A 23865-nucleotide genomic window follows, 5' to 3' on the forward strand; every position below is an offset into this window, starting at 1 on the left:
AGATTCAGATGAAAAAATATCATTGCACTGAATGCGGTTACATTTACGATCCCGCAGAAGGAGATCCGGAAGGCAACATCGAGCCGGGTATCGCCTTTGGACACTTGCCCGAGGATTGGGTTTGTCCCGTTTGCGGAACTGAAAAGAAAGACTTCGAAGTGGAAATCGACTAGTCTCAAATTACAGACAAATTAATTTTCGTTTTCCAGTTTTTCGAGCTTTGCGCAGAAGATAGGCCCTCGTCCCGCACAGCGGTCCGGAAGCATTTGCAAGCCGAATTCGGTTTGATCCGTTCCGGGAATGTCTGGCTTCATTTCCAAAACGCGGACTTTGCCCTTGCGTTTTTTCAAGATTTTGCGCACCACGTCGTCGTTTTCCATTTTGGAAAGCGCACAGGTGCTGTATATCATTTGGCCTCCCGGTTTTAGAGCATCGACAGCGCTCGCAAGCAGCGAGCCTTGTGTAATCGCAATGTGCGAAATGCGCTTCTGAGACCATTCGGCTAAGTATTTTTCGCTTTCCATCACGTGCCGTTCCGAGGAACAGGGCGCATCGAGAAGGATGCGGTCAAAAGTTTCCTTGCGGTACATGCCAAAGCGGACACCGTCGTAGCCGGAGACCTGAACGATTTTCCGATATTCTTCGGGGAGCGTGTTTTCGAGCACATGCGAAAGGCGCTGTCTGCGGTCGGGCGAACGGTCGTTAGACTGCAAGGAACCTTTGCCTTGCAAGGCTTGGGCGAGGATGAGCGTTTTACCGCCCGGGGCTGCGCACATGTCGAGAACGTCCATGCCGGGTTCTACGCCAAGAGCTCGTGCCGCAAACGCAGAGGCTTCATCCAGATAATACGGTTCCTTTTCGGGGTATTGGATCGTTTCGTAAACGGCTTCTCCACGGAGAGCCGGCAGTAAGGCGTTCCAACGTTCGCCAAAGTATTCCGAGTAGAAAGCAAAGAAATCGGGAGCTGCCATGCGGGCTAAATTAGAAACTTTAGAAGGGTTTAAAAAATAAGAAGGCCGATTCCTAAGAACCGACCTATCTTATTGAGCTACCTGGACTCGAACCAAGACAAACAGATTCAGAATCTGTTGTGCTACCATTACACCATAGCTCAGTGATTTGACCCAAAGTTAGAAAAAATGTTTAAAACGGCAAGGGGGGTGCGACAAAAAGAGCCCAAACTTGTGTTTTTTCTACCGAGTTCAGCCAATCCATGAGCCGAATTTGGTCCGAAAAGCTCCTAGAGATGTAGGAATCATCCGTAAGAATCGACTGGAGGACCACCGGGCGACGCTCCGAAATCCCTGCCAAGCGTTTGGCTTCGGTTATCGCGAGATCCATTCCGCCAATCCGGTGCACAAGACCGTTTTGAACCCCTTGACTGCCCGTGAAGACGCGCCCACCGGCAAGGCTTTTGTCCAAGGAATCCTTCGAAAGTTCCGTCGCTTCGCTGACCACACCGAGGAAGCGGTCGTAGAAGGCGTCCATGTAATTCTGCAATGCCTGTTTTTCTTCGTCGTCAAATTCGCGGCCCTGCCCTTCGGCATCGGCATGCGGATGCGTCTTGATCGGTTCCATACGAAGCTTGAGCTTGTCGAGCAGCCCCTTAAAGCTGACCTTGCCGCCAAAAATGCCGATGCTTCCGATAATGCTCGCCTTTTCGGCGATGATTTCATTTGCGCCGCATGCAATGTAATAACCACCGCTTGCGCCCATGTCGCCAATGCTCGCAATCACCGGCATTCGGGTCTTCGCAATCGTGCGCAAGCGATGCCAGATTTCATCCGAAGCCTGTGCCGAGCCTCCCGGGCTGTTGATGCGCACGATCAGCGCGGAATACTCCGGAGAATGCATCAGGTTTCCCAAGGCGTCCAGAACTTCCGCAGAACCCGTGCTGCGTGTTCCCGTGATCGGATCGTATCCGCCAGAACCGTCCACGATCGAGCCTTCGATATTCAACAAGGCAATCCTTGAACGCGGGCGCCAGTCCTCGTCGAAAATGCGCAAGCCCGCTTTCGGCACAAAGTCCGAGACCATCACAAACGGAGCTTCGATCCCGTAAAGCGTCTTCAGCACATAAGGAGCGACTTCGTCCAAGTACAAAAGCGTATCCACAAGCCCGACCCTTTTCGCATCCTGGGCGAGCAAGCTCGGATGAGCCATCATTGAATCCAAAGATTCCGTATTTGATATCCGAACGCGGGAGTCCGCCGTCATGGACCTCCACCAATCCTTGTAAAGCGTCTCGTAATTCGAACGGGCTTCGACGCTCATCGAGTCCGCGGTGTAAGGCTCAACCGCCGACTTGTAAGCTCCATGACGCAAAAGTTCCACCTTCACCCCGATCCAGTCAAAAAAGCCTTTGTAATAAAGGACTTCCCCGCCGACACCGCGGTAATTCACCCGAGCCGAAGGTTCAAGCACAATCTTTGACGCGGAACTTGCCGCAAGCAACGTCGTCGGACGGATCTCGTCGAGGTAAGCAACCGTAACACGCCCCTGTATATTGAGCTTTGCAATGCCTCTTTCGATTTCCTTCGAAATCGCGGTACCCGCTTTGTAACCGGAGAAATCAAAAATGATTACTTCCGCGCTACCGTCCGCAAGGAGCAGTTCAAAGTTTTCCCGCAACGATTCTAAGCTGAGCGACTGTTTTCCAAAAAAAGAAAAGCCCTGTTCCGTTTCCTTCAAAGGCATCGAAAGCGGAACGCGCACCACACGGGAAAGCATGTTCGCATCCGCGATTCTTGCCGAATGATACCCAATCGAAAAATGGCGAGGCTTCCAATCGTTGTCAATCGAAAGCGTTCCATGGACCGTGCGTCCAAACGCATGCGAAAGATAAACTCGGTAATCTTCCTTACCGTGAAGCGGAATCTGCACCCCGACGTTCAAGAGCTTCAAATCGGCCTGCAACAGCAAACGGTGCGTGCTCTGGTTCACCCCGGCATAGCTGACCGAAAAGCCGTCCCATAGGCGAACAGTCGCCCCGTATTCCTGCATCCGGCGTTGCTTTTCTGGGCCGAACTGCAGTGCATGGCGGCTGTCAAAACCCAAAGCGAGCCAGTTGAACGGGCGCACCAAAATGCCAGGCGTCATCGAAAAATCCGTTCCGTCAAAATCGGCGCTGCGGAATGCACCCACCGAAATTCCAAGGAACGCCAAACGGTCGAGCATCGGAATGGAACTGATCCAATTCCATCGCGATTCATCGACTCCTTCATAGTCGGAGCGGTATTCAAAAGACGCACCGAAGTAATCGCCGTTCGCACCCAAGGACATTTCATAAACATCGTCCTTGGTACATCCAAAATTCAAAACAGCCCCTGGAGAATCGAATGCGGAAAGGCCCGCCGGATTCCCAAAGAGACCGTTTGAATTCGGGAGAGATGGAAACATCCATTCCCCCGGAAGGTATGCGAAAGAAGTAACAGTCAGGGTGAATAGAATCTGGGCGATATATTTTTTCATTTCTGAAAAAATATAACCTTATTTGCACTTCACATAGAATGTCGGATTCTTGGAGAAGACGCTATCCGCAAGCCACTGACCGCTCGCCGTGAGCTCCATATTGCGGCTTTCGAAAGCGGATGCTCCCTCGGGCACACAGGAAGCCGACCAGTTCGCCGAAGAAAGCTGGAACTTGTCAACCCATTCCTGCCATTCCGAATTGTGTTCAGAAACATCACCATCGCCGTTCGCATTAATCGTTCCCCATTCAGAAACGATCACGGAAAGACCGCCCGCCATCGCCTTTTCGGCGCGAATGCCCTGGTTCGAAATCTTATGCGATCCTGCATAGTAATGGAAGGAATAGGAAATATTTTCGCCTTCCACCGGTTCCTTCACAAAAAGGTCCGGAGTCTGATCCCACGCAGGGCTTCCGACGATGACCATGTTATCCGAGTACTTGCGGATTACGGGAATCACCGTTTCTGCATAGAGCTTGATCCAGTTCCAACGCGCATCCGTCGGTTCGTTATAAATTTCAAAAATCACGTTGTCATAGGCTCCCCACTTCTGGGCGACATATTCAAAGAAGAGCATCGAAGATTTAGGATCGAGATGCGCCTTATGAGAATGGTAGTCCACGATCACATAGATATCGTTCTTGATTGCCGATTCGATTGTGGCATCCAAGAAGGCGCGATACTTTTCCGTATCCGTAAAGTAATTGCCACGGCCCCAGTTCAAATCCACGCCCATTGCAGCACGAATCAGTTCGATGTGCATGGAATCGACCATCCATGTAATCTTTTCGTCGTTGTAAAAATCCGTGCCGTTTTCTATGAGGCTCCAGTAAAGGCTCATGCCACGGACCTGGACTTCATTTCCCGGAGTCGAATACGCAGGGCAAGAACCGTAAATGCGTCCATGGCCGTCTGCATTCAAGCCAACCTTCATTTCACCGTACTGACCGACCGGTCCCACGCGGCGAGGTTCGATCGTCGGTTCCGCGACATGCACGTCCAATTGGAGCAAGGAATCCTGCAAGTCATAAACCTGCCGGATCGAATCCTGTTTCAAAGAATCGCGAACAATGGAGTCGCGAACAATGGAATCCCGAATCGCAATCTGGCGAATCGAATCTTGGATAATGGAATCGCGCACAAGCGAATCGCGAATGATGGAATCCCGTCTTGCGACTTCCGCCAACGAATCCAGAAGCTGTTCATACGCAATCGAATCTTGGATTGCAATTTCTTTCGCAATGGAATCCGCTATCGCCTGCTGGCGAGCCCGTTCTTCTTCAAGCACTGGAGACGGAGAAAGATCTTCGTCACAGGCAGACAGAAGAGAGAGAAGTAGGGCACCCAATAGATAGCGAATTTTCATATAGCCTCCCTAAGCTTTTTCTTCAATATATTTTTTGCCAAAGAGAAGCAGCCTAAGATTTCTACCGATTCTGTTTACAGCTGAACACAGGCTCTCAGAGCTGAGAAATTAGAGACGTGATCGCCACGCGCACTCACTACTCATTCGATCGAATAGCCGTCACAGTCGGGCAAGTCACTTCCAAATACGAACCGTTGTCGTTCGAAACAGCAACCGTCGGCGTTACCGATTGTCCCGCAGCCGTAAACGTTAGCGAAGCGTTAGCCCAAGTCGGGTTCACATCGCTTGACCAGGTATAGGCCGAAATACCAAGGAGGCTTTCACAACCTGAGATATTCCAGTTAGCAAGCCCATAGCCATTCGAAACATCTACCGTTTCCGCAGACGCCGTGCATTTACAGCCTGTAATCGGAGCGACCGTCACCATTAGCGGAGAACATGTGATTGTATCGCCGCCCGCAATCGAAAGCCTTGCGATGTAAGTTCCCGTTTCCGGATATTGGCCAGAAACATTGCGAAGTCCCTTTCCCGAACCCGTTCCTTGATAAGAGCCTTCAATAATCCATTTGAACTTAAGGGAGCTTGCCACACTAGTATCTGCAGGACTCGTCTGGGTAAAGACCCACGTTGCCCACTGCGTCATCACAATGGAATCTTTTTGCGGAGCACAGGTTCCAAGAATTTCAACCGATTCCGCACTGCTTGAAGATTTTGCCGAGGAGCTGGATGGTTTCGTTTCCCCCGCCACACTCGACGAAGAATTGACTTTGACGCTGGACGAAGAATTGACTTTCACGCTCGACGAAGAGCTCACAGCACTTGACGAGGAATTGCCGTTAGGGATCGTCGAAGACGATGAAACTATCTCGCTTGAGCTGGATGAAATCGTCGAAGACGATGATTCCATTACAACGGATTCGATTCCAGAAACAGTCCTCAAATCCGTATCTTCACACGCAACCATCCCAAAGATAAGCAAGCTTGCGGCCAGGGTAAAAAATTTCGATTTTTTCATTACAGCCTCACCGCCCAAAGAACGAAACGAGCACCGACGTTCCACGCCCGAGCATCGTGCTTCCTTTCATTCACAACGAAAGTCGTGGAATTTGTCAAATCGTAAGCACCGAAAAGCGCGGCTTCAAGAGACACCGCCCCCAGCGGGAAGCGGTAACCGGCAGAAATTTCGAGCGGAACTTTCACATGAGATTCAAGTCCCCAATAAATACTCTGTTCCTGACTTTCACACAAAGTAATTTTATCCTGGAGAGCGACCATAACCGCCGAGCCGAGCTCTGCCCAGACGCCCTTTTCCTTGCTGGACTGGAACCGTACAGCGGCTCCGCCACCCAAGCGCCAAAAGCCTTCATTGATCGTCGCCTGAGTTCCTTCGCTAACATAGACTGCTTCATATTCGCCAAGAGCCGACAGGCGGAATGCGAAATGATGATACCCGATTAACCCCGAAAGTCCAAAAGCAACATGCGGAGCTTTCAGGTGATCTTCCTGAAGTTTGACATTCCACATGCCAAAAGCACCATCCAAAGCAACGCCCAAATCCACCCACAGATTTTCTGAGGACGCTTCACTTGCATTAGGCGCAAGAACAAGGGTAGAACTAGAATCTGACGGCTGCGCAAAAGCGCAAGATGCCACAGCAATTAAAAATCCAACGATTCGAAAAATACGTTTCATTTCCTAGGAAAATATATACCACACCTCTCTGCAAAAAAAGCAAAAAGATTTTAATGATGTTTCCCGTTTAAAACAAAAAGACCTCTCCGAAGAGAGGTCTATAATTACTGCAAATGGATTGCATTACAAGGCTAAGATTTCATTTTCAGATAGGCCGCTTTGTTTGGAAATAAGCGAAATGCTGACTCCCGCATCCCGAAGTCCCTTTGCCATCTCCCTCCGTGCTTCAGCACGTCCTTCAGCACGTCCTTTTGCACGGCCTTCTGCACGGCCTTCGGAAAGGCCCTCTTCGCGGGCACGAGCCTTCTCCACATAAAGTTCGTAATTGTGATCGCCCATCTTCATCGCCTCGCTTACTAAGAACTCATTTGTAAATGTACTCAATTTTGCACGCTCCTGCAAGAGACGGAACATTGGGTCAACGACAGCGTTCCCAACAGTCTCGTCGTTAAGACTTTCAAAAAAGCGAAGCCACAGCGCAAGGCGACTGTTGTCCTTGGTAAAATTCCCTTTTAGGAACTTGGGAATTTCTACAAGCGTGATGGTCTGCTTTTCGTAAAACACCTCGTTTTCCTGATTTTTGAGACGGATGCTGTGGCGATAATTCCCGGAACGGGGAAAGCCGTTGAACATTTGCAGACTGATTAAATTTAAGTTGCGGAGGCAGTAGTCCTCACCCTTGACGCGGCCCGCAACCACATGCTTTGCGGCATAAAGCACCAAACGGTCGGCATAGCTTTTGCCATTCACATGCTGAACTTCAAGGACAATTCGATCCTTATGTTGGTCATCCGCCACGATATCCGAAGTCGATGTTTTTGCAAAAGCTTCTGGGCTTACAGGATTTGCAAATGTGACGTGATCAATGCAATCGGCACCATCCAATTTGAGCACTGCATTCAGAAAATCAACGGTGACAGCTTCGTTGGCGGGATTTCCCAAAAGCACTTTGAAAATATCGTCATTGTAGACATAAACATATTTATAGCGTTCAGTATACTTTGCAATACAGGCGCGCGTATCGCCGCCAGTCTTGTGGATTTCGCAAATGTCCCGAAGCATTTTCGCATATTGTTCTTTTGTCATTATTTCCTCTGCTAGTTACTTACCACTCCAACAAGATGATTCCGTTTGAAAGCATTCGTTTTATTGCAAAATTCATGCCATAAACGAAATGCCGATTTTCGTCAAAAAACAGAAGAATTCTTCAGCCGCAAAACTGATTAATCGCTCATTAATCACTTTGAGCCATTCCTAACACAGAGAAATCACAGCAAAAAAAATAGCCGGCGGTTTTGAATGCATACAAAAAAGACCTCTCCGAAGAGAGGTCTTTTTTGAAATTTACTAGGCTAATACCAGCTATTACCACCAGTTAGCACCGCATTTAACTTCGGAGGTAGCGCCAGTCAATTCAAGGCTCATAGTACCAGAGCAGTCCGAAGCGCTCACGCCTTCAATTGCAGCATGATAAGTACCAGAAGTCGCCGCACCTCCGTTGACAGATGCGCTCCAAGATTCACCGGTAGCGCTTGTGCACCAAATTTGGCAGCCGCCAGGATTCGTCGCACCCATAGAAATAGTGTAAGATCCAGCTTTCGGCAAAGTCACCAAGTCATTAGCTTTAAGAATTTCATATTCCGGAGCCGAGGAATCCGTCACCTTCACGGTACCACAAGTCACTTCTTGCTTCGTTCCTTCGGCGTTCGAAACCGTCACCGTCGGAGTCACATCGCCCTTCGCAGAAACCGTCATCGAACCTGTGTTATCCGAACCCGTCACGCCTGCAGACCAAGCAAAGCCCGTAATTGTCGCATCCGAAGTGCAGCCTGTTACCTTCCAAGAAGCCGTTGCCGTTGCACCGGCGATATCCACCGTTTCCGCATCAGCCGTGCAAGAGCAACCCGTAATCGCAGCACCGTTCACCTGAAGAGCCGAGCACGTGACCGTATTGCCGTCCACGACAAGGGTCGCACTATAAGAACCGCTTTCCGTATAAGTTGCTGTAGTCTTCTTCAACCCGGTACCATTTGCCGTGCCTTCCGTCGAGCTCGGCATCGACCAATCATAGGCAGCCTGTGCTCCAGCCGTAATGCCAGCCATACCAGCCGGGGTCACCTGGGTAAAGGTCCACGTAGTCGATTCACCCTTGTTGATCGTCGCCGGAACCGGTGCACAAGTACCGTTTACCGTACCGTCATCCTGAATTTCAACAGAAGAACTCGACACGACTGTCGAAGACGAAGAGGTCGAAGCGCTCGAGAAGTTAATCACAGCCGAAGAGCTCGACTTTTCCGTTGATGCGGAACTTGTTACTGCAGCAGAAGAAGAACCCGGTTCCGTAATTTCTGAGCTAGAAGAAGATTCTTCAATAACAGTATTATTCGCCTTTTTAGCGCATTCCGCATCGCTTGCACAGGCATTCGTGGCCGTTTCGACACGACCTACATAGTAAGAAGAATCATAAACGAAGACGTTACCCTTGTCTTCCGAAGTAACACCAGATACGTCACCGCTGCCACAAGCGACAAAAGCGCCACCGGCAATCGCAGCGAGAGCGAGTCCATACATCAACTTTTTCTGCATAAGAAAGGCCTCTTTCTTGTAAATTACAACAATCCAATGAGGAATTTAAACTTTTTTAGGCTAAACGCAACATATTTATGCGGTACAAAAGTTCCTCTTTTTCAAATCCCGTGAGTCAAAGCACGCAAAAAGGCTCGCAATCCCCCTCTGGAGCATTTTTGCCTAAATTTTTATTTACAAAAGGCGTACGGCATCGTTGTCTGCGAACAACGAATAAATTGTGAAATTCCGCTATCCTACGAAACCACAATAGATTCAGGAAAGGGAACTTTGGCTCAATTCAGAGTTAAAGGATTCAGGTTGGATGCCTATGAAAAACACATTCTGTAAAAAAAGAGCCCTGATTGCAGGGATCGTCCTCAGTTGCAGTTTTGGCTTAAGCCAAGCCGCCATTTCTCCGACTGAAGTGGTCACTCTTCCGTCCGACGCGAAGCTCGGCGGCGGTGACGCTGTCGGTTCTACTTTATCCCGCTCCACCTATAACGGCGGAAAAGGTCCGGGCATTTGGATTGTGGCTGACGGCGGTTACCGTTTGTACCATAATGGAGCCCTTCTTGCCGAAGACAACCAGGCTGGACGCGTTCGCTTTGTGCCGATGACGTTCCTTCCGGGCGAAAACGCCATTTCTGTAATCGGCGTCGATGAAGACGGCGCCCACGGCGTGATGGTGCAGATCGATGAACTGCATGAATCTTATTACAGTGGCGGTACAGGCTGGTACGCAAAACCCGACTACGGCATTTACAATAACGCATGGAAAAATAAGGGCCGCGACTTGAGCCAATGGGGCGGAGCTACCACCCTGAGCTATTCCAATACGAAAATGCCAAACGGAGCCGATTTAACGGGTTGGCCGTCCGGTTCGCAGTCCAAGTGGATTTGGACGGGATCTTCCACCGATACCACCGTGGCCCTTCTTTACAACTTAAACATCACGGCCGAAGGCTTTGGAGCATCCACCACCGGCGGCGATGCGGGATCCATTGTCATCGCCTCGGATTCGGCTTCGATCCGAAAATATTTGCAGTCTAGCGAAGCGGTAACGATTCTTGTTCCGGAAGGAACCTATGATTTTAGACAGTTCCGCGATGCCGTCACGGAAGCGACTGCCGCAGGGCGCACTTGGTGTAAATCCGCCTGCGGTGCAAATGACAAGAATTCAAGCAATACGTTCTACCGCATCAACTTTGCAGCCAACACCTGTAGCGGTCTAGACGGAACGACGATTGTCGGAACCGGTGAAATCCAGTCGTGGGATAATTGGATTACCATCAAGAACAACAAGAGCCTCATCGGCATGGGACGTGGGGCCAATCTCCGCGGAGCCTCTCTCAACAACCGCAAAAACGAAGGCGCCGGTAACAATATTTTCCGCAATCTCGCCATTTACGACGTGAACCCGCATTTGATCGAAGCGGGCGATGGTCTAGAAATTTCCGGTAACAATGGCAATGAAGTTTCGAATTTCTGGTTTGACCACATCAGTTACAAATGGATTTCGGACGGCATGGACCTGGAATTTGTCAAGGGTCTGACAGTTTCCTATGTCGACTATGACGGAGCAAACGAATACAACTGCTATTACTATGATCCCTATATGCATCTTGTGGAAAACGCACAAGCGACCATTCACGATATGTATTGGCATAATTCCTTTGGACGTGTTCCGAAAATTTATGCCAAGGACGGAAGTAGCGTCACCCCCACGGTGCACATCTACAACTCCTATGTGGATTATAACCATTGGCATATTATCGATGTCAACGGCACCTCTTCTTTAACGTCTCAACTGCTTTACGAAAACAATTACATCGGCACGGCCAATATCCAAGTCGCCGGCAAAGATGCCTATAGTAAAGTCAACATGAAGAACAACACGATCAAGAAAGCAAAAAGTTCGACTCCGTACAGCAACAACGGAACCGCAACAAGCACCGCTTTCACCGATAACGTGTTTACTCCGAGCTATTCGTACACTTTGCGCACGAACAGTACCCTTCCGGATTCCATGCCTCTGCTCACAGGTGTAGGTGGTCGCTACGGTAGTATGCCCAGCTACAATCAGGCGACAGGGATTTCCCCCATCGCATCTACGGTAAGCGTTTCGGCAACACCTGCCCAGAATGCAGTTACTTTATCTGCAACCGTCAAAAGCAACAGCGGCTCTGCCATTACCAAGGTGGACTTTTACATCGGCACGACGCTCGTCGGTTCTGCAACGTCTAGCCCGTACATGACAACCGTTTCCGATGTCTCTGCTGGCACCTACAGCGCCATTGCGATTGCAACGGATAAGAACGGTCTCGAAGGCGTTTCCTCGTATACCACTTTTGAAGTCTCGGGTGAAGCGGTTCTCACCAAGGCTACCTTGACCAAGAACGGCGCCGGTTCTTCGAATCAGACAATCACCCTGGGCGAATCGATTGCGTCCTTCAGCTATGTCTGGGGCAACTGCTCCGGAGTTGAAGTCACGGGTCTTCCAAATGGAGTCAACTACACCTTGAATGAATTCGAATCCCGTGTAACGATTTCGGGAACGCCAACGGAAGCGGGAGCATTCACTTATACCATCGCCACAGTTGGTGCAGACACAAACGTTTCCGTCGTCCGCAAGATTACGGTGAACGATCCAAATGCAAGTTCTTCGAGCGTCGCCGCGGAATCGAGCAGTAGCGAAACCGCAACTAGCAGCGCTACGGCAGAATCTTCGAGCAGCGCAGAAGAATCCACGGTGATTTCTGGAAACGTCAACTACGTCCGAGAAGCGACCACCTACTACCGCATTTTCGACATGCAGGGTCGCCCGCTCTTCTCCGGTGCACAAAAGCCAAACCAGATGCCCGCCGACCGAGTCATCGTCATCGAATACACAAAGAGCGGAAGCATTAATCGTCGATACATCCAGGCACAATAATTCGAAATTTCTCTCCTGTAAATATCAAAAGCGAGACTCTACGGAGCCTCGCTTTTTTTTACTTCAGAATCTTACCAACAAGCTGTGATCGCTAAGGAAGAATTACCCGGAACCGTCACTGTAATCGGGAACGTTGCAGAGAGCTGTCCTTTACAACCGCCCCACCATGCATTCGCATTCCATTCCACGCTTTCAGCAAACCAACTTAAGCAATCCGTTCGATCTCCCGAAAGTTGAATCGTCTTTTCGCCTGTGTTACCGCTACAAGACTGAATTTCATACGTGTACCCGCCATCCAATGTTGTTGGCGCCGATTCCACGATGACCACGGCATCTCCGCTGCTCGAGCTTCCTTCTGACGAACTCGAACTTTCCACACTGGAAGAACTTTCTGCTGAACTTGAACTTTCCGCGCTCGAAGAACTTATCTCTGAACTGGAGCTTACAAAGCTCGAAGAGCTTGTCTCGGAACTGGAACTTTCCACGCTCGAAGAGCTTGCCTCGGAGCTGGAGCTTAAGACGCTCGAAGAGCTTGTCTCGGAGCTGGAGCTTACGACACTCGAAGAGCTTGCCTCGGAGCTGGAGCTTAAGACGCTAGAAGAACTTGCCTCGGAACTGGAGCTTAAGACGCTCGAAGAGCTTGCCTCGGAGCTGGAGCTTAAGACGCTCGAAGAGGACGAAGCAATCTCCACAGAACTAGAGCTAAAGACAATCTGAAAAGAGCTCGACGAAAGAGCGCTACTCGACGAAGAGACATCCCCTGTAGATGAATTCCCTTCCACAGACGAAGAGCTTTCTGTCGACGCAGAGCTTTCGCCACCCAGTTTTTCAGCGCATTTAGCATCTGCCTTGCAAGCTTCCAACGCCTTTTCCACTTCCTGGGCATAATAGGTAGAATCCTGCAAATACTGCAGGGTTTCGTCGTCCGAAGTCACATCGGAAATATCACCCGAACCACAAGCCACAAAGACACTGGCAACGGAAAGAGCAAAAATGAGTCCCGAAAAAAATTTTTTATTCATAAAATTCCCAAGATCGTTAAAGATCCTAAAGAGAAATGTAATAACTTTCGGCAGACTGTAAACTTTAGTTTGCGGTATCTTCCGGATTAATCTTACGTTTTCCGGTAATAAACTGCTTCACAAACGGATTTGTGGTGTTTTTGATTTCATCGACCGTACCGACTTCAATAATACGTCCCTTATACAGCATCGCAATGCGGTCCGCGACCTTAAACGCGCTGACCATGTCATGCGTCACCACGACCGAAGTTACACCGAGTTTACTCTGCATATCGAGAATCAAATCGTTAATCACATCGCTCGTAATCGGATCCAAACCTGTCGTCGGTTCATCGTACAAAAGAATTTCAGGGCTCAAGGCTATCGCACGTGCTAGGGCGACGCGCTTTCTCATGCCACCCGAAAGTTCACTCGGCATCTTGGTGCGAAATTCCGGCACCAGGTTAATCAGCTTGAGCTTTTCCGTTACCACTTCCTGAACCTGTTTTTCAGAAAGTTCCGGATGATGTTCACGGAGTGCGAAGGCAATATTTTCACCCGTATCCATGCTATCGAAAAGCGCTCCGCTCTGGAACAGCATGCCCATCTTTTTACGAATGGTTCGGGTGTCAAAAAATTTGGGAGTACTGATCGTTACACCATCGACCACGACTTCGCCACCATCCGGTTGCAAAAGTCCAATCATGTGTTTCAAGATTACAGACTTACCACCGCCCGACTGACCGATGATCACCATCGTTTCACCCCGGCGAATGTTCAGATTCACATCTGCCAAAACCGTCTGCGTACCAAAGGTTTTCTGCAACCCGCGCAGCTGAATCATGATGTCATTGGGATCGATATTCACATTGGGCATAACGAAACCTATTGGAAAAGAATGGCGTCAGTGGCAAGGTCCAAAATCAAAATCATCAGGCAGCACGAAACCACCGCATCCTTTGTCGCAAGACCAACACCTCGCGCACCCGGAGCCGCATTGATTCCGTGAAGCCAACCGATCAAAAAGATAATGACTCCAAATACAAACGATTTAATGGCACCGCCGAATAAGTCCATCGGATTGAACAAATACTGCATACCCGTGTAGAACGTATACGAGGAAATGTCGAGAACGAGCACCGCGACAATCCAACCACCGATCAAAGCGAGGCAATTCGAAATGACCGTCAAACACGGCACCATCGTCATAAAGGCGACAAAACGCGGCATCGCCAAAAAGCGATACGGATCCAGCCCGAGCACCTCATGAGCATCGAGTTCTTCCTTTTCGCGCATCGAAGCGATTTCCGCCGCAAGAGCACTTCCCACGCGACCCGCCAACACGAGCGCCGTCAAAAGCGGTCCAAGTTCAATCAGCACCATTTTACAGGCGGCTGTACCCACCCACTTGTCGGCAACAAGCCCGCGGAACTGGAACGAGGCTTGCACCGTCGCCACCATGCCCGTGAAGATCGAAGTCACAAACAAAAGCGGCATCGACGAAACACCGATCGCCACCATCTGCTTGAGCACAAGTCCCCACGTGCGAAACACGTAAGGCAACTGGCGCAAGGTAAACCACAGAATACAGCATAATTCTCCAACGCTCGAAATGCCGTTGGTAATCATCTTTCCCATGAAAAATAGTGGGGCGAGGAGAATCTTTACCATACCTAAATTCCGATGTCATCCACCGAACCGAAGCCCATGCCGCCATCCGGGCCCGCTTCTTCTTCGGGAATGTAGTTGTCGAAACGCGTGTACTGCGGAATCCAAGTCAGGTCAATGTCGGCCGTTGCACCGTTACGGTGCTTTGCCACGAGCAGTTGAGCCTTGTTCTTATCCGCTTCATCATGGCTACGGTAAAACGGACGTTCAATGAACCACACCATATCAGCGTCCTGTTCGATAGAACCGGATTCACGCAAGTCGGAAAGCTGCGGACGAGCTTTGATACTGCGAGCGGCATCCGCACGTTCTTCCGTTTTACGGGAAAGCTGAGCAAGAGCGATAACCGGGATTTTCAAATCCTTCGCCAGCACCTTCAATCCACGGGAAATCGCACCGACGGCGACCGCACGGTTTTCTTCCTTGCCTGTTTTCATCAGCTGCAAGTAGTCCACAATCACTAGGTCCAAGCCAACCTTGCGTTTTAAACTTCGGCACTTGGAAAGGAGTTCCATAATGCCCAAGTCCAAGTTGTCATCCACGTAGAGCGTATTCGACTGCATAATACGGCTTGCCGCGCCCGGGAGCTTTGCAAATTCATCCTGGTTCAAATGACCCGAACGGAACTTGGAAAGTTCAATTCCCGCCAAGGAACAGATAATACGCTGCATCAACTGTTCTGCGCCCATTTCCAAGCTAAAGAACGCGACATGCTTTCCGTAGTTCACACTGGAATTCGCCGCAAGGGTCAGCGCAAAAGCGGACTTACCCATACCCGGACGTCCAGCGAGAATGATCAAGTCGGAAGGTTGCAAACCGTTCGTCAAGCGGTCAAGATCCGTAAAGCCTGTCGGGCAGCCCGAGAAACCGTCCTTACGCATTTCCACGGCTTTTAAAATTTCTTGCACGACTTCACTTGCTGGGCGCAGGGAATTCTTCACCTGCTTTTCAGCAAGTGCCATCACGGAGCCTTCGAGCTTCGAAATCACATCGTCCGGTTCCGCCGTCGGATCCTGCGCCTCGCGGATCGCTGTCGTCGATACGTTAATCAGGCGGCGCATCACCGCCTTTTTCTGAATGATTTCTGCATGGTAACGAGCATTCGCGCCGCTCGCCACGGATTCGATCAGCTTCAAGAGATATTCTCTTCCGCCTGCCGCTTCGAGTTTGTTCTCCGTTTCAAGCGCGTTGCTGAGCGTCACCACGTCGATCGGCGTGTTGAACTGGGAAAGCCTCTGAAGCGCTTCCCAAATAATCTTGTGACGTTCCTGGAAAAAGTCATCGGGATCGAGCAGCGAAACCACGTCCGAAAGGACGTTCGGGTCTTGCATCACACCGCCGAGGAAAAACACTTCCGCTTCGACTGCCTGGGGTGCTGCTCTACCGCTGTACTCGTAATTTTCTTGTTCCTGATCCATTCTAAACCTATTTGGAATTTAACCAAAAAATCCGCACTTCGGAATTTGAATTTTCCAAGTGACAAGCTTCAGCTGGCGATTCGTGAGCATTTCTTCCGGATCGATCAGAGCCGTTGCCTGGGTCTTTGCAAATTCAAGCGGTTTTCCGCCAAAGTCCACCACTTTCACGTTATTCTGCGAAAGAGCCTGTTTTAAGAGTTTATCACCAAAGAAGATGACCGTCTGCGGCTCCATCAGCAAAACTTCCTTTTCGAGCATCTTCTTCAAAACAAGAGCGACCTGCGGAAGTACCATACGGGAAACCTGCTTTTTGCAGAAGTACGTCACCCCGATTTCTTCCGGCTTGACATTCAAGCCTCCGAACATGCGAGCGACCATTTCACCCACATCGGACTTTGCATAACCGTTTTCGAGATATTTCGGAAGCGGAGAATAAACAACAAGCAGCAAACGCGGTTTGTTCAAGTTGCCTTCACCCCGAATGAACGGAGTCTTGGCATAAAGCTTTTCAGCCGCCACGAGCTCGTAAAACTTTTCAAGGGAATCCGCCTTTTCGTAAGCCGAAGGAACGGCGGATTTTGCCGATTCCGGAATCTCAATCTTCGCAGTCGGCATTAAAGCCGGACGTGGCTTTGGAGCAGGGGCAGGACGTGGAGCAGCCGGTGCAAAGCCCGGCGTAAAATTCGGAGCGGGCTTAGGCGGCGTGAACTGCACAGCAGGCTGCGCCTGCAGCGGAGACCAAGCCCAAGGTTCATCCGAATACAGTTGATCCGAATCCAAATCGATCTGCGCACGGAGATAGTTTGCAAGTTCCGAAAAATCAGGCATAGAACGCCTCCCGCTTGGCACTCACCAACTTCACCACATCCTCGGCGAGTTCTGCCTTGGAGCGCATCAAAAGTTCCGGCACAGGTTTTCCCTTTTCGAGAATCGCAAACGGAACGCGGTCATAGCCAAAACCCGCACCGTCCACGACAGGCGTATTCAGCACCAAAAAGTCTGCACCGCTCTTGGAAAGTTTTTCTTCGCCGTGTTTTTGCACATCATCGGTTTCAAGTCCAAAGCCGACAATCACCTGTTTTGCGGCTTTATTTTTGACCGAGTCCCGCAAAATATTCGGATTCGGTTCGAGTTCCAAAACGAGCTGGCCGCGGCTATCCTTGATCTTTGTTTCCGATACATGCTTTGGACGGTAATCCGCCACCGCTGCGCAATGGACAATCACATCCATCTTCGACTGGGCAGAAAGAACGCGGTCATACATATCCTGCGAACTTGTCACCGGAACATCGAAAACGCCGAACGGCACTTTCACATCCATCGGACCGTGTACAAAGAATACGCGGTAACCCGCCTTCAAAAATTCATTCGCCAATGCGACTGCCGTCTTTCCGCTGGAACGGTTCGATATGTAACGTACCGGGTCAATCGCTTCTTCGGTACGACCCGCCGTAATCAAAACAGATCCCATCTTCGCTTCAGATTCCGGTGAGTAGAATCTCAAAGCGTTGACGATTTCCGCGGGTTCCATAAAGCGGCCCGGGCCCATTTCGCCACAAGCGAGTTCCCCCGCCGGAGATTCCAAAATATGCGTGTCCGCAAAAGAACGGAGCGTTTCCAAATTCTTTTGCACGGCATTCGAAAGATACATCGCCGTATTCATCGCCGGGGCAATCCACTTGTCTCCGGTACTTGACATGTAGCAAAGAGAAACCGGATCGTCCGCAAGGCCGTTCGCAAATTTTCCAATCGCATCCGCCGAAGCAGGCGCCACAATGTACAGATCCGCCCACCGCGGAAAATCGATGTGTTGGAAAGGACGTCCTTCCGGGTTACCGTCTTTCGTGTAAACCGGGCACTTGGAAAGCGAAGCGAAAGAGAGCGGCGCCACGAACTTTGTCGCCGCTTCGGACATCGCGACGCGCACTTCCGCGCCTTCCTTTTGAAGCAAGCGCAAAAGTTCACATGCCTTATACGCCGCAATGCTTCCCGTGACACCCAAAAGGATTTTCTTTCCCGCTAAAATCATTTTGCGGCTCCTTCCTTTGTGCGCAACTGACGCAAATATTCAACAACGGCAAGGCCCGCCTTGGCACCTTCGCCCACAGCGACCGCCACTTGCAGAATTCCACCGAGGCAGTCTCCCGCAGCAAAAAGGCCGGGAACCGTCGTCATCAATTTTTCATCGACAACCAGCTTATTTGACTGCACGGCCGCACCGGTCTTGCGGGCGAGATCCGCAGCGCTAGCCGTTCCCAGGGCCACAAAAATTCCGTCCACCGGAATTTCCTTGCCGCTTGCAAAACGGATTTTCTGCACATGGTCGTCGCCTTCGACGGCGACGATCTTTTCTTTTTCCACGGCATATTCCGCAGGAATTTCCACCTTGGGCTCTTCGCCCAGCGTACAAATGGAAACCTGGGCGGCAAGCGGCAAAAGTTCCTTGGCTTCAGAAAGGGCATAAGCGCCGCTTCCTAAAACCACCACGTTCTTTTTGCGGTAAAAGAATCCATCGCAGACAGCGCAATAGCTCACGCCCTTGCCTTCAAAAGCGTCAAGGCCCGAAACAGGCGCCTTCGCACGCACAGATCCAGCGGCGACCACAACGGACTTCGCCAAAAATTCCCTTTCGCCATCGGCGCCTTTCACGCGCGCATGGAACTGGTCAGCAAACATCAAATCCAAAACTTCACCCGTAAAGATTTCGGCGCCAAGGGCCGTGGCCTGGGCTTCCCCACGGCGTTCGAGTTCTGCACCCGTAATCGGTTCTTCAAAACCGTAATAGTTCGCAATCGCATGCGCACGGGCAAGTGCACCCGTATCCTTTGCGACGATCAACACCGATAGCCCAGAACGCAAAGCGTACAGGGCCGCCGAGATTCCCGCAGGGCCTTTTCCAACGATCAACACGTCAAAGTTATTCTGCATAATGGACCTCTGCCGGTTCTAAGGCTAAAGACTTTCCCGACTGCATGGCGGCATCAAGCTTTTGAGACTTGTCTATCGAAAGCCACCAGTACACCGGTATGCTTTCATCTTCACGTCCAAACTTCGCATAAACATTCTTCGGCAAACCAAAGCGATTCCAGTACAGAATGCGGTGGAAGTCGCACTGCCACATCAAAACGTACGGAACGATTTCCGTCAAACGCTTGTCCAAGGCTCGAAGAATTTCATTGCGCTTCGCAAGATCGAATTCGGTTTTCTGCAATTTCACAAGACTATCGACAACCGCGTCCTGCAAACCGGTCACGTTGTTTGTACCCGGATCGTTTGCCGTTTCGCTCGACCAGGAAGCTTCCGGATCTTTCAAACGGGAACTTCCCCACGCGATCCAGTACATGTCAAAGTCCGCATCGTCCAAGCGTTTGCGGAGCGTGCTCTGCGACATCTGTTCGATTGAAGCCTGAATGCCCGCCTTCTTGAGTGCTTCCTGATAGAGCGTCAAATGGCGCATATCTTCGCTTGCGGTGATGAACGTGATTTCAAACGGCTTGCCGTCTTTTTCTAGCATGCCCTTTTCACCCGGAACATAACCCGCTTCGGCAAGGAGCTTTCGCGCCGCATCCATATCGAACGGATAATTCAGCGACGTCGGATTTTCATGATTTTCCCAAAGGTCCGGGTAGTAGCTGTTGAGCAAGAAGTACTGGTTGTACATATACTTTTCGTTCATCAGCTTGCGGTCCATCAGGTAAGAGAGAGCCTTGCGAACGCGCACGTCCTTGAACTTATCGCGGCGCAGGTTCATCGCCATGCCCTGGAATCCGATCGGTTCACGGTTAAAAATGCGCTGTTTCACAGCCCAGCCTTTTTGCACGGCGTCAAAGTCCGTCTGTTTAATCCAAATGGAAGACGTGTAAATCGCATACGCGTCGAGATCGCCTTTCTTAAAGGCTTCGAGTGCCTTGGTGCGGTCTTCCATAAAACGGTAACGGATCTTTTCAAAGTTGTACTTGCCGCGGTTCCAGTTCTTGTGGAAGCCCCACCAGTTCGAGTTGCGGGAAAGTTCCACGTAGCGATCTTCACGGAATTCCGAAATCTTGTACGGGCCTTCCACCACCGGGAACTTGTAACGGATCTGGTTAAAGTCCTGATCCTTCCACACGTGCTTCGGGAAAGCCACAAGGCCTGCCGCTTCCCAGAAGTTCGCCCAATGCACATCCTTCGCCGTGATCGAAATCGTGAGCGAATCGAGAATCTTCGGACGTTCAAAACGGGAAAGTCCCACCTTGAAAATCGGCGTCAGATTCTTCGGATCCATGATGACATCGTAGTAATACTGCACATCTTCGGCGGTGATCTGCACACCGTCGCTCCACTTGGCGCGCGGATCGATATGGAATGTGAAAGTCATGCTGTCCGCAGAGATTTCCCACTTGTCCGCGAGAATTCCCACCGGGCGTTCTTCCGTTGTGTGCAGCGACACGAGCGGTTCAAACATCAGGCTCATCAGCCCCGCGCTAAAGCTGTTGTAATCCTCCCACATGTTGAAGGACTTCGGCATCGCCGAACCCCACAGGCGAATCGATCCACAAGCCACTGCAGACGTATCTGCAATCGGGTCAAATTCCCCATCCGCATCCGCCGGGTACACCGTCGATGCCGGGCAGTTCACCGCACCTTTCGAAGCGGACTTTTTGTCCTTGGAAGATTCCCCGTTGCAAGCCGAAAGGCTCGCTGCGAGCAAAACGCCCACGGTCAAAAGCACAAAGCAAGCTTTCACAGAAAATTTCATTTTTTCCCCTTCGCCCGAGCTTTCGCGCAATCCTTTTCCGCACGGGCGATCGATTTTTTCGTTACCTTCGGCGGTTTCACGTTTAACAGAGCTTCATTCGTCTTTGCGGCTTCTTCTTCCTTGAACTTTTCCAAAGCGATCTTCGCCGCTTCCTGCTCCGCTTTCTTCTTCGAAGCACCCGTTCCACGGCCGTATTCCTTGTCCTGGAACATCACTGTCATCTCAAAAACCTTGCAGTGTTCCGGGCCCGATTCCGAAACGAGTTCGTAATCCGGATGTGGAAGCGCTCTCGCCTGCATATATTCAAGCAGGGCGCTCTTGTAATTGATAAAGTCCGCTTCCGAAACCACCTGCTGCACATTCGGGAAAATGTGGCGGTTCAAAAAGGCTCGGCAATGCTTGATATCGCTATCGAGATAGATCGCGCCGAGAATCGCTTCAAAAGCGTCCTCCAAAAGGCTGTCGCGGTCGCGACCGCCATTCTTCGCTTCGCCCTTGCCTACGCGCAAATAGGTTCCCAAGTTCCAGCTGCGGGCTATTTTCGTCAAAGCTTGACCCGAAACGATTACGCTCTTCATCTTCGAAAGATCGCCTTCCGGCAAATGCGGATAAGTCTTGTACAGGTATTCCGTCACGAGCATATTCAGCACAGAATCGCCCAAGAATTCCAAGCGTTCATTGTTTTCCCAATAAGGGATTTCCTTATCCGAAAGCCATGAACGGTGCACAAGGGCATGCGCCAAAAGTTCCGGATTCTTAAAGGTGTAACCCAGACTGTTTTCTAAATCGTTTCCCGACTTCTTGCGGAACCACAAAAAGATGCGGTGGATGACATTCTTGTCTTTCTTTTCCATATAGGAAAAGATAAAAAATAAGCCTCTCCCAGATTGGGGCGAGGCCTTATCACTCGGGATTTCCTTTAAAAAGCAAACAGCTCTTTTGTCACGCTGCCTCATACAAGGATTTGCACAAGGACGAGTTTGACAAAAGAGCTGCGCCGAACAGTCGAGAACTTACTTGTTGAGCTTGTTCTGGATGTAGGAAAGAACGTCAGAAACCTTGATGAACTTTTCTGCATCTTCATCGAGGATTTCGATGTCGAATTCGTCTTCGAGAGCCATCACGAGTTCAACGCGGTCGAGGGAATCAGCGCCGAGATCGTTCACGAAGGAAGCTTCGCGAGTCACGTCTTCCGGCTTGACACCGAGCTTTTCAACGACAACAGCCGTAATTTTCTTGAGAAGTTCTTCTTCAGTCATTTTTAACTCCATTTGAGGTTTTGTGAAAAATTAGAAACTTTTTTTAAAATATCAAGCTCCAAGGCCGCCATCGACACCCAGAACTTGTCCAGTGATATAGCTAGCTTCATCGGAAACGAGGAAAGCGACCGCGTTTGCGACGTCCTTCGGTTCACCAATGCGCTGTACCGGAATGGCATTCTTGTACTTTTCGAGGGCTTCCGGGGCGATTTTTGCCGTCATATCGGTACCGATAAAACCCGGTGCGACCGCATTCACGGTAATGCCACGAGCAGCAAATTCCATCGCATTCGTCTTGGTGAGGCCAATGATGCCCGCCTTGGAAGCGGCATAGTTCGCCTGACCCGCCTGAGCGCGAATGCCATTGATGCTTGCCATGTTCACAATGCGACCGGAACGGCGCCCCATCATGTGACGGGCGACAGCGCGCGTGCAGAGGAACGCGGAGCGAAGGTTCGTGCGAATCACGTCGTCGAAATCCGCATCCTTCATGCGCATCATCAAACCATCACGGGTAATGCCCGCATTGTTCACCAGAATATCGACCTGGCCAAAAGCTTCGAGGATCGCCTTGAAGGTGACCGCCACCTGATCTGCATCCGAAACGTCGCAAGCAAAGCTCTTTGCTTCAGAGCCCGTTTCCTGCGCAATCTGTTCTGCGATTTCCGGACGTTCCTGCGTCGAAATCACAGCGACGCGTGCCCCCTGAGCGGCGAGCGTCTTCGCAATTTCGAGACCGATGCCACGGGAAGCACCCGTAACAACTGCAACTTTACCTTTCAAATCAATCATAGTTTTCCTTAAGCTTTGAGTGCCTGTACGGCTTCGACAGATTCCACCGCGGTGAACTTCACTGCGCGGTCGATCTTGCGCTGAAGACCGGCGAGGACGTGACCGACACCCACTTCCACACCGGAAGTCACGCCAAGTTCCTTAATCGCGTATGCCATCGACTGATTCCAACGGACCGGGCTCACGAGCTGACGCACCAAGAGATCCTTGATTTCAGCACCGCTTGTCACCGTCTGAGCCGTCACGTTTGCAATGAGCGGTTTCTGGAGATCGTTAAACTTTGTGTTCGCAATTGCGTCGGCAAGACCCGCCTGAGCGCTCTGCATGAGCGGGCTGTGGAATGCACCGGAAACGGCGAGCGGAACAGCCTTGACGCCTGCAGCGCCGCAATTGTCCACGAGAGCCTTCACAGCATCGACTTCACCGGACACGACGATCTGGCCCGGGCAGTTGAAGTTTGCCGGAACGACAATGCCGACATTCTTCACAGCGTCGCAAAGTTCCTGGATTTTGTCGTCGTCAACACCGATGATTGCAGCCATGGAACCCGGATGTTCCTGACCGGCCTTCGCCATCAAGGAACCGCGGAGACGCACAAGCTTCAAGCCGTCTTCAAAAGAGAAGCCTCCAGCAGCGCAGATTGCGGAATATTCACCGAGAGAGTGACCGGCGACGAAATCGAAGTCAACGCCTTCCGACTTGAGAACTTCAAGAACCATCATGGAAGAGACGAAGAGAGCCGGCTGAGTGTTCGCCGTAATCTTCAAATCTTCTTCCGGACCTTCGAACATCACCTTCGAAATCGAAAAGCCGAGAGTATCGTCAGCCTTTTCGAGGAGCTGCTTCGCCGGAACGAACGATTCAGAGAGAGCCTTGCCCATGCCCACATACTGTGCGCCTTGGCCCGGAAAAACAAAAATTGTCTTAGACATAGTTTACTCCAAGATATATTAACTAAGTG

General features: G+C 50.7%; 21 protein-coding genes and 1 tRNA gene. 2 read left to right on the forward strand and 20 right to left on the reverse strand.

From position 1 onward, the window contains the following. Positions 1–8: 8 nt before the first annotated feature. The gene (gene rd, locus BGX16_RS04120) at positions 9–173 is read left to right on the forward strand and encodes a rubredoxin (RefSeq protein ID WP_100424913.1); all 165 of its coding nucleotides are present in this window, start codon (positions 9–11) and stop codon (positions 171–173) included. 18 nt (positions 174–191) lie between these two features. Here rd and BGX16_RS04125 read toward each other — a convergent pair whose 3' ends face one another. From BGX16_RS04125 to BGX16_RS04160, 8 genes are all read right to left on the reverse strand, one after another. Further along, positions 192–971, reverse strand: coding sequence for an RsmB/NOP family class I SAM-dependent RNA methyltransferase (locus BGX16_RS04125; RefSeq protein ID WP_100424914.1), 780 nt, complete (start codon positions 969–971; stop codon positions 192–194). A 72-nt stretch (positions 972–1043) separates the two neighbouring features. Next, positions 1044–1114, reverse strand: a tRNA-Gln gene (locus BGX16_RS04130). A gap of 29 nt (positions 1115–1143) precedes the next feature. Further along, positions 1144–3471, reverse strand: a complete 2328-nt coding sequence (gene sppA / locus BGX16_RS04135) for a signal peptide peptidase SppA (protein WP_100424915.1) — start codon at positions 3469–3471, stop codon at positions 1144–1146. Between the two features lie 18 nt (positions 3472–3489). Then, entirely contained in the window at positions 3490–4836 is a 1347-nt protein-coding gene (locus BGX16_RS04140; protein WP_100424916.1) for a glycoside hydrolase family 5 protein, read from the reverse strand. Between the two features lie 136 nt (positions 4837–4972). Then, positions 4973–5851, reverse strand: a complete 879-nt coding sequence (locus BGX16_RS04145; RefSeq protein WP_100424917.1) for a hypothetical protein — start codon at positions 5849–5851, stop codon at positions 4973–4975. Next, positions 5851–6528 (reverse strand): hypothetical protein, encoded by a 678-nt coding sequence (locus BGX16_RS04150; protein ID WP_146139520.1) that lies wholly within the window; start codon positions 6526–6528, stop codon positions 5851–5853. The genes BGX16_RS04145 and BGX16_RS04150 overlap by 1 nt, the downstream gene beginning before the upstream one ends. Positions 6529–6651: 123 nt before the next feature. Continuing rightward, positions 6652–7614: an Rpn family recombination-promoting nuclease/putative transposase gene (locus tag BGX16_RS04155; protein WP_100424919.1), complete on the reverse strand. Its 963-nt coding sequence runs from the start codon at positions 7612–7614 to the stop codon at positions 6652–6654. A gap of 279 nt (positions 7615–7893) precedes the next feature. Further along, positions 7894–9114, reverse strand: a complete 1221-nt coding sequence (locus tag BGX16_RS04160; protein WP_100424920.1) for a hypothetical protein — start codon at positions 9112–9114, stop codon at positions 7894–7896. Positions 9115–9424: 310 nt separating this feature from the next. On the opposite strand from BGX16_RS04160, the gene BGX16_RS04165 reads away from it, so the two are divergent. Beyond that, positions 9425–12028 carry an Ig-like domain-containing protein gene (locus tag BGX16_RS04165; protein WP_100424921.1) on the forward strand — a complete coding sequence of 868 codons (2604 nt, stop codon included), beginning with the start codon at positions 9425–9427 and terminating at the stop codon, positions 12026–12028. A gap of 71 nt (positions 12029–12099) precedes the next feature. Here the strand turns inward: BGX16_RS04165 and BGX16_RS14510 are convergent, their stop codons facing one another. The 12 genes from BGX16_RS14510 to fabD form a co-directional block, all read right to left on the reverse strand. Beyond that, positions 12100–13050: a hypothetical protein gene (locus BGX16_RS14510; protein ID WP_157797862.1), complete on the reverse strand. Its 951-nt coding sequence runs from the start codon at positions 13048–13050 to the stop codon at positions 12100–12102. A gap of 64 nt (positions 13051–13114) precedes the next feature. Next, the gene (locus tag BGX16_RS04175; protein ID WP_100424923.1) at positions 13115–13906 is read right to left on the reverse strand and encodes an ABC transporter ATP-binding protein; all 792 of its coding nucleotides are present in this window, start codon (positions 13904–13906) and stop codon (positions 13115–13117) included. A gap of 8 nt (positions 13907–13914) precedes the next feature. Continuing rightward, positions 13915–14700, reverse strand: a complete 786-nt coding sequence (locus BGX16_RS04180; protein WP_100424924.1) for an MlaE family ABC transporter permease — start codon at positions 14698–14700, stop codon at positions 13915–13917. 2 nt (positions 14701–14702) lie between these two features. Beyond that, entirely contained in the window at positions 14703–16115 is a 1413-nt protein-coding gene (dnaB, locus tag BGX16_RS04185; protein WP_100424925.1) for a replicative DNA helicase, read from the reverse strand. An 18-nt stretch (positions 16116–16133) separates the two neighbouring features. Further along, positions 16134–16943, reverse strand: coding sequence for a hypothetical protein (locus BGX16_RS04190; RefSeq protein WP_100424926.1), 810 nt, complete (start codon positions 16941–16943; stop codon positions 16134–16136). Further along, entirely contained in the window at positions 16936–18144 is a 1209-nt protein-coding gene (gene coaBC / locus BGX16_RS04195) for a bifunctional phosphopantothenoylcysteine decarboxylase/phosphopantothenate--cysteine ligase CoaBC (protein WP_100424927.1), read from the reverse strand. Before coaBC ends, BGX16_RS04190 begins: the two co-directional genes overlap by 8 nt. Beyond that, positions 18141–19043 (reverse strand): NAD(P)/FAD-dependent oxidoreductase, encoded by a 903-nt coding sequence (locus tag BGX16_RS04200; RefSeq protein ID WP_100424928.1) that lies wholly within the window; start codon positions 19041–19043, stop codon positions 18141–18143. The genes coaBC and BGX16_RS04200 overlap by 4 nt, the downstream gene beginning before the upstream one ends. Next, positions 19033–20853: an extracellular solute-binding protein gene (locus tag BGX16_RS04205; protein WP_100426745.1), complete on the reverse strand. Its 1821-nt coding sequence runs from the start codon at positions 20851–20853 to the stop codon at positions 19033–19035. The genes BGX16_RS04200 and BGX16_RS04205 overlap by 11 nt, the downstream gene beginning before the upstream one ends. Beyond that, a complete protein-coding gene (gene rnc, locus BGX16_RS04210) occupies positions 20850–21707 on the reverse strand; it encodes a ribonuclease III (protein ID WP_157797863.1) in 858 nt (285 codons plus the stop codon). Before rnc ends, BGX16_RS04205 begins: the two co-directional genes overlap by 4 nt. Before the next feature lie 159 nt (positions 21708–21866). After that, complete coding sequence (gene acpP, locus BGX16_RS04215; RefSeq protein WP_100424930.1) at positions 21867–22112, reverse strand: acyl carrier protein; 246 nt, start codon at positions 22110–22112, stop codon at positions 21867–21869. Positions 22113–22163: 51 nt separating this feature from the next. Then, positions 22164–22904, reverse strand: a complete 741-nt coding sequence (gene fabG / locus BGX16_RS04220; protein ID WP_100424931.1) for a 3-oxoacyl-[acyl-carrier-protein] reductase — start codon at positions 22902–22904, stop codon at positions 22164–22166. A gap of 8 nt (positions 22905–22912) precedes the next feature. Continuing rightward, a complete protein-coding gene (fabD, locus tag BGX16_RS04225; protein WP_100424932.1) occupies positions 22913–23836 on the reverse strand; it encodes an ACP S-malonyltransferase in 924 nt (307 codons plus the stop codon). Positions 23837–23865 lie beyond the last annotated feature (29 nt).

This window comes from Hallerella succinigenes (assembly GCF_002797675.1).
Lineage (GTDB): Bacteria > Fibrobacterota > Fibrobacteria > Fibrobacterales > Fibrobacteraceae > Hallerella > Hallerella succinigenes.

What these genes read in the sequence shown, in the direction of transcription:
- BGX16_RS04140 (WP_100424916.1), bottom strand. Translation starts at nt 4,836, where the DNA reads ATGAAAATTCGCTATCTATTGGGTGCCCTACTTCTCTCTCTTCTGTCT.
- BGX16_RS04160 (WP_100424920.1), bottom strand. Translation starts at nt 9,114, where the DNA reads ATGCAGAAAAAGTTGATGTATGGACTCGCTCTCGCTGCGATTGCCGGT.
- sppA (WP_100424915.1), bottom strand. Translation starts at nt 3,471, where the DNA reads ATGAAAAAATATATCGCCCAGATTCTATTCACCCTGACTGTTACTTCT.
- BGX16_RS04145 (WP_100424917.1), bottom strand. Translation starts at nt 5,851, where the DNA reads ATGAAAAAATCGAAATTTTTTACCCTGGCCGCAAGCTTGCTTATCTTT.
- BGX16_RS04190 (WP_100424926.1), bottom strand. Translation starts at nt 16,943, where the DNA reads ATGCCTGATTTTTCGGAACTTGCAAACTATCTCCGTGCGCAGATCGAT.
- fabG (WP_100424931.1), bottom strand. Translation starts at nt 22,904, where the DNA reads ATGATTGATTTGAAAGGTAAAGTTGCAGTTGTTACGGGTGCTTCCCGT.
- BGX16_RS04175 (WP_100424923.1), bottom strand. Translation starts at nt 13,906, where the DNA reads ATGCCCAATGTGAATATCGATCCCAATGACATCATGATTCAGCTGCGC.
- acpP (WP_100424930.1), bottom strand. Translation starts at nt 22,112, where the DNA reads ATGACTGAAGAAGAACTTCTCAAGAAAATTACGGCTGTTGTCGTTGAA.
- BGX16_RS04165 (WP_100424921.1), top strand. Translation starts at nt 9,425, where the DNA reads ATGAAAAACACATTCTGTAAAAAAAGAGCCCTGATTGCAGGGATCGTC.
- dnaB (WP_100424925.1), bottom strand. Translation starts at nt 16,115, where the DNA reads ATGGATCAGGAACAAGAAAATTACGAGTACAGCGGTAGAGCAGCACCC.
- rd (WP_100424913.1), top strand. Translation starts at nt 9, where the DNA reads ATGAAAAAATATCATTGCACTGAATGCGGTTACATTTACGATCCCGCA.
- BGX16_RS04180 (WP_100424924.1), bottom strand. Translation starts at nt 14,700, where the DNA reads ATGGTAAAGATTCTCCTCGCCCCACTATTTTTCATGGGAAAGATGATT.
- rnc (WP_157797863.1), bottom strand. Translation starts at nt 21,707, where the DNA reads ATGGAAAAGAAAGACAAGAATGTCATCCACCGCATCTTTTTGTGGTTC.
- BGX16_RS04125 (WP_100424914.1), bottom strand. Translation starts at nt 971, where the DNA reads ATGGCAGCTCCCGATTTCTTTGCTTTCTACTCGGAATACTTTGGCGAA.
- coaBC (WP_100424927.1), bottom strand. Translation starts at nt 18,144, where the DNA reads ATGATTTTAGCGGGAAAGAAAATCCTTTTGGGTGTCACGGGAAGCATT.
- BGX16_RS04155 (WP_100424919.1), bottom strand. Translation starts at nt 7,614, where the DNA reads ATGACAAAAGAACAATATGCGAAAATGCTTCGGGACATTTGCGAAATC.
- fabD (WP_100424932.1), bottom strand. Translation starts at nt 23,836, where the DNA reads ATGTCTAAGACAATTTTTGTTTTTCCGGGCCAAGGCGCACAGTATGTG.
- BGX16_RS14510 (WP_157797862.1), bottom strand. Translation starts at nt 13,050, where the DNA reads ATGAATAAAAAATTTTTTTCGGGACTCATTTTTGCTCTTTCCGTTGCC.
- BGX16_RS04200 (WP_100424928.1), bottom strand. Translation starts at nt 19,043, where the DNA reads ATGCAGAATAACTTTGACGTGTTGATCGTTGGAAAAGGCCCTGCGGGA.
- BGX16_RS04150 (WP_146139520.1), bottom strand. Translation starts at nt 6,528, where the DNA reads ATGAAACGTATTTTTCGAATCGTTGGATTTTTAATTGCTGTGGCATCT.
- BGX16_RS04205 (WP_100426745.1), bottom strand. Translation starts at nt 20,853, where the DNA reads ATGAAATTTTCTGTGAAAGCTTGCTTTGTGCTTTTGACCGTGGGCGTT.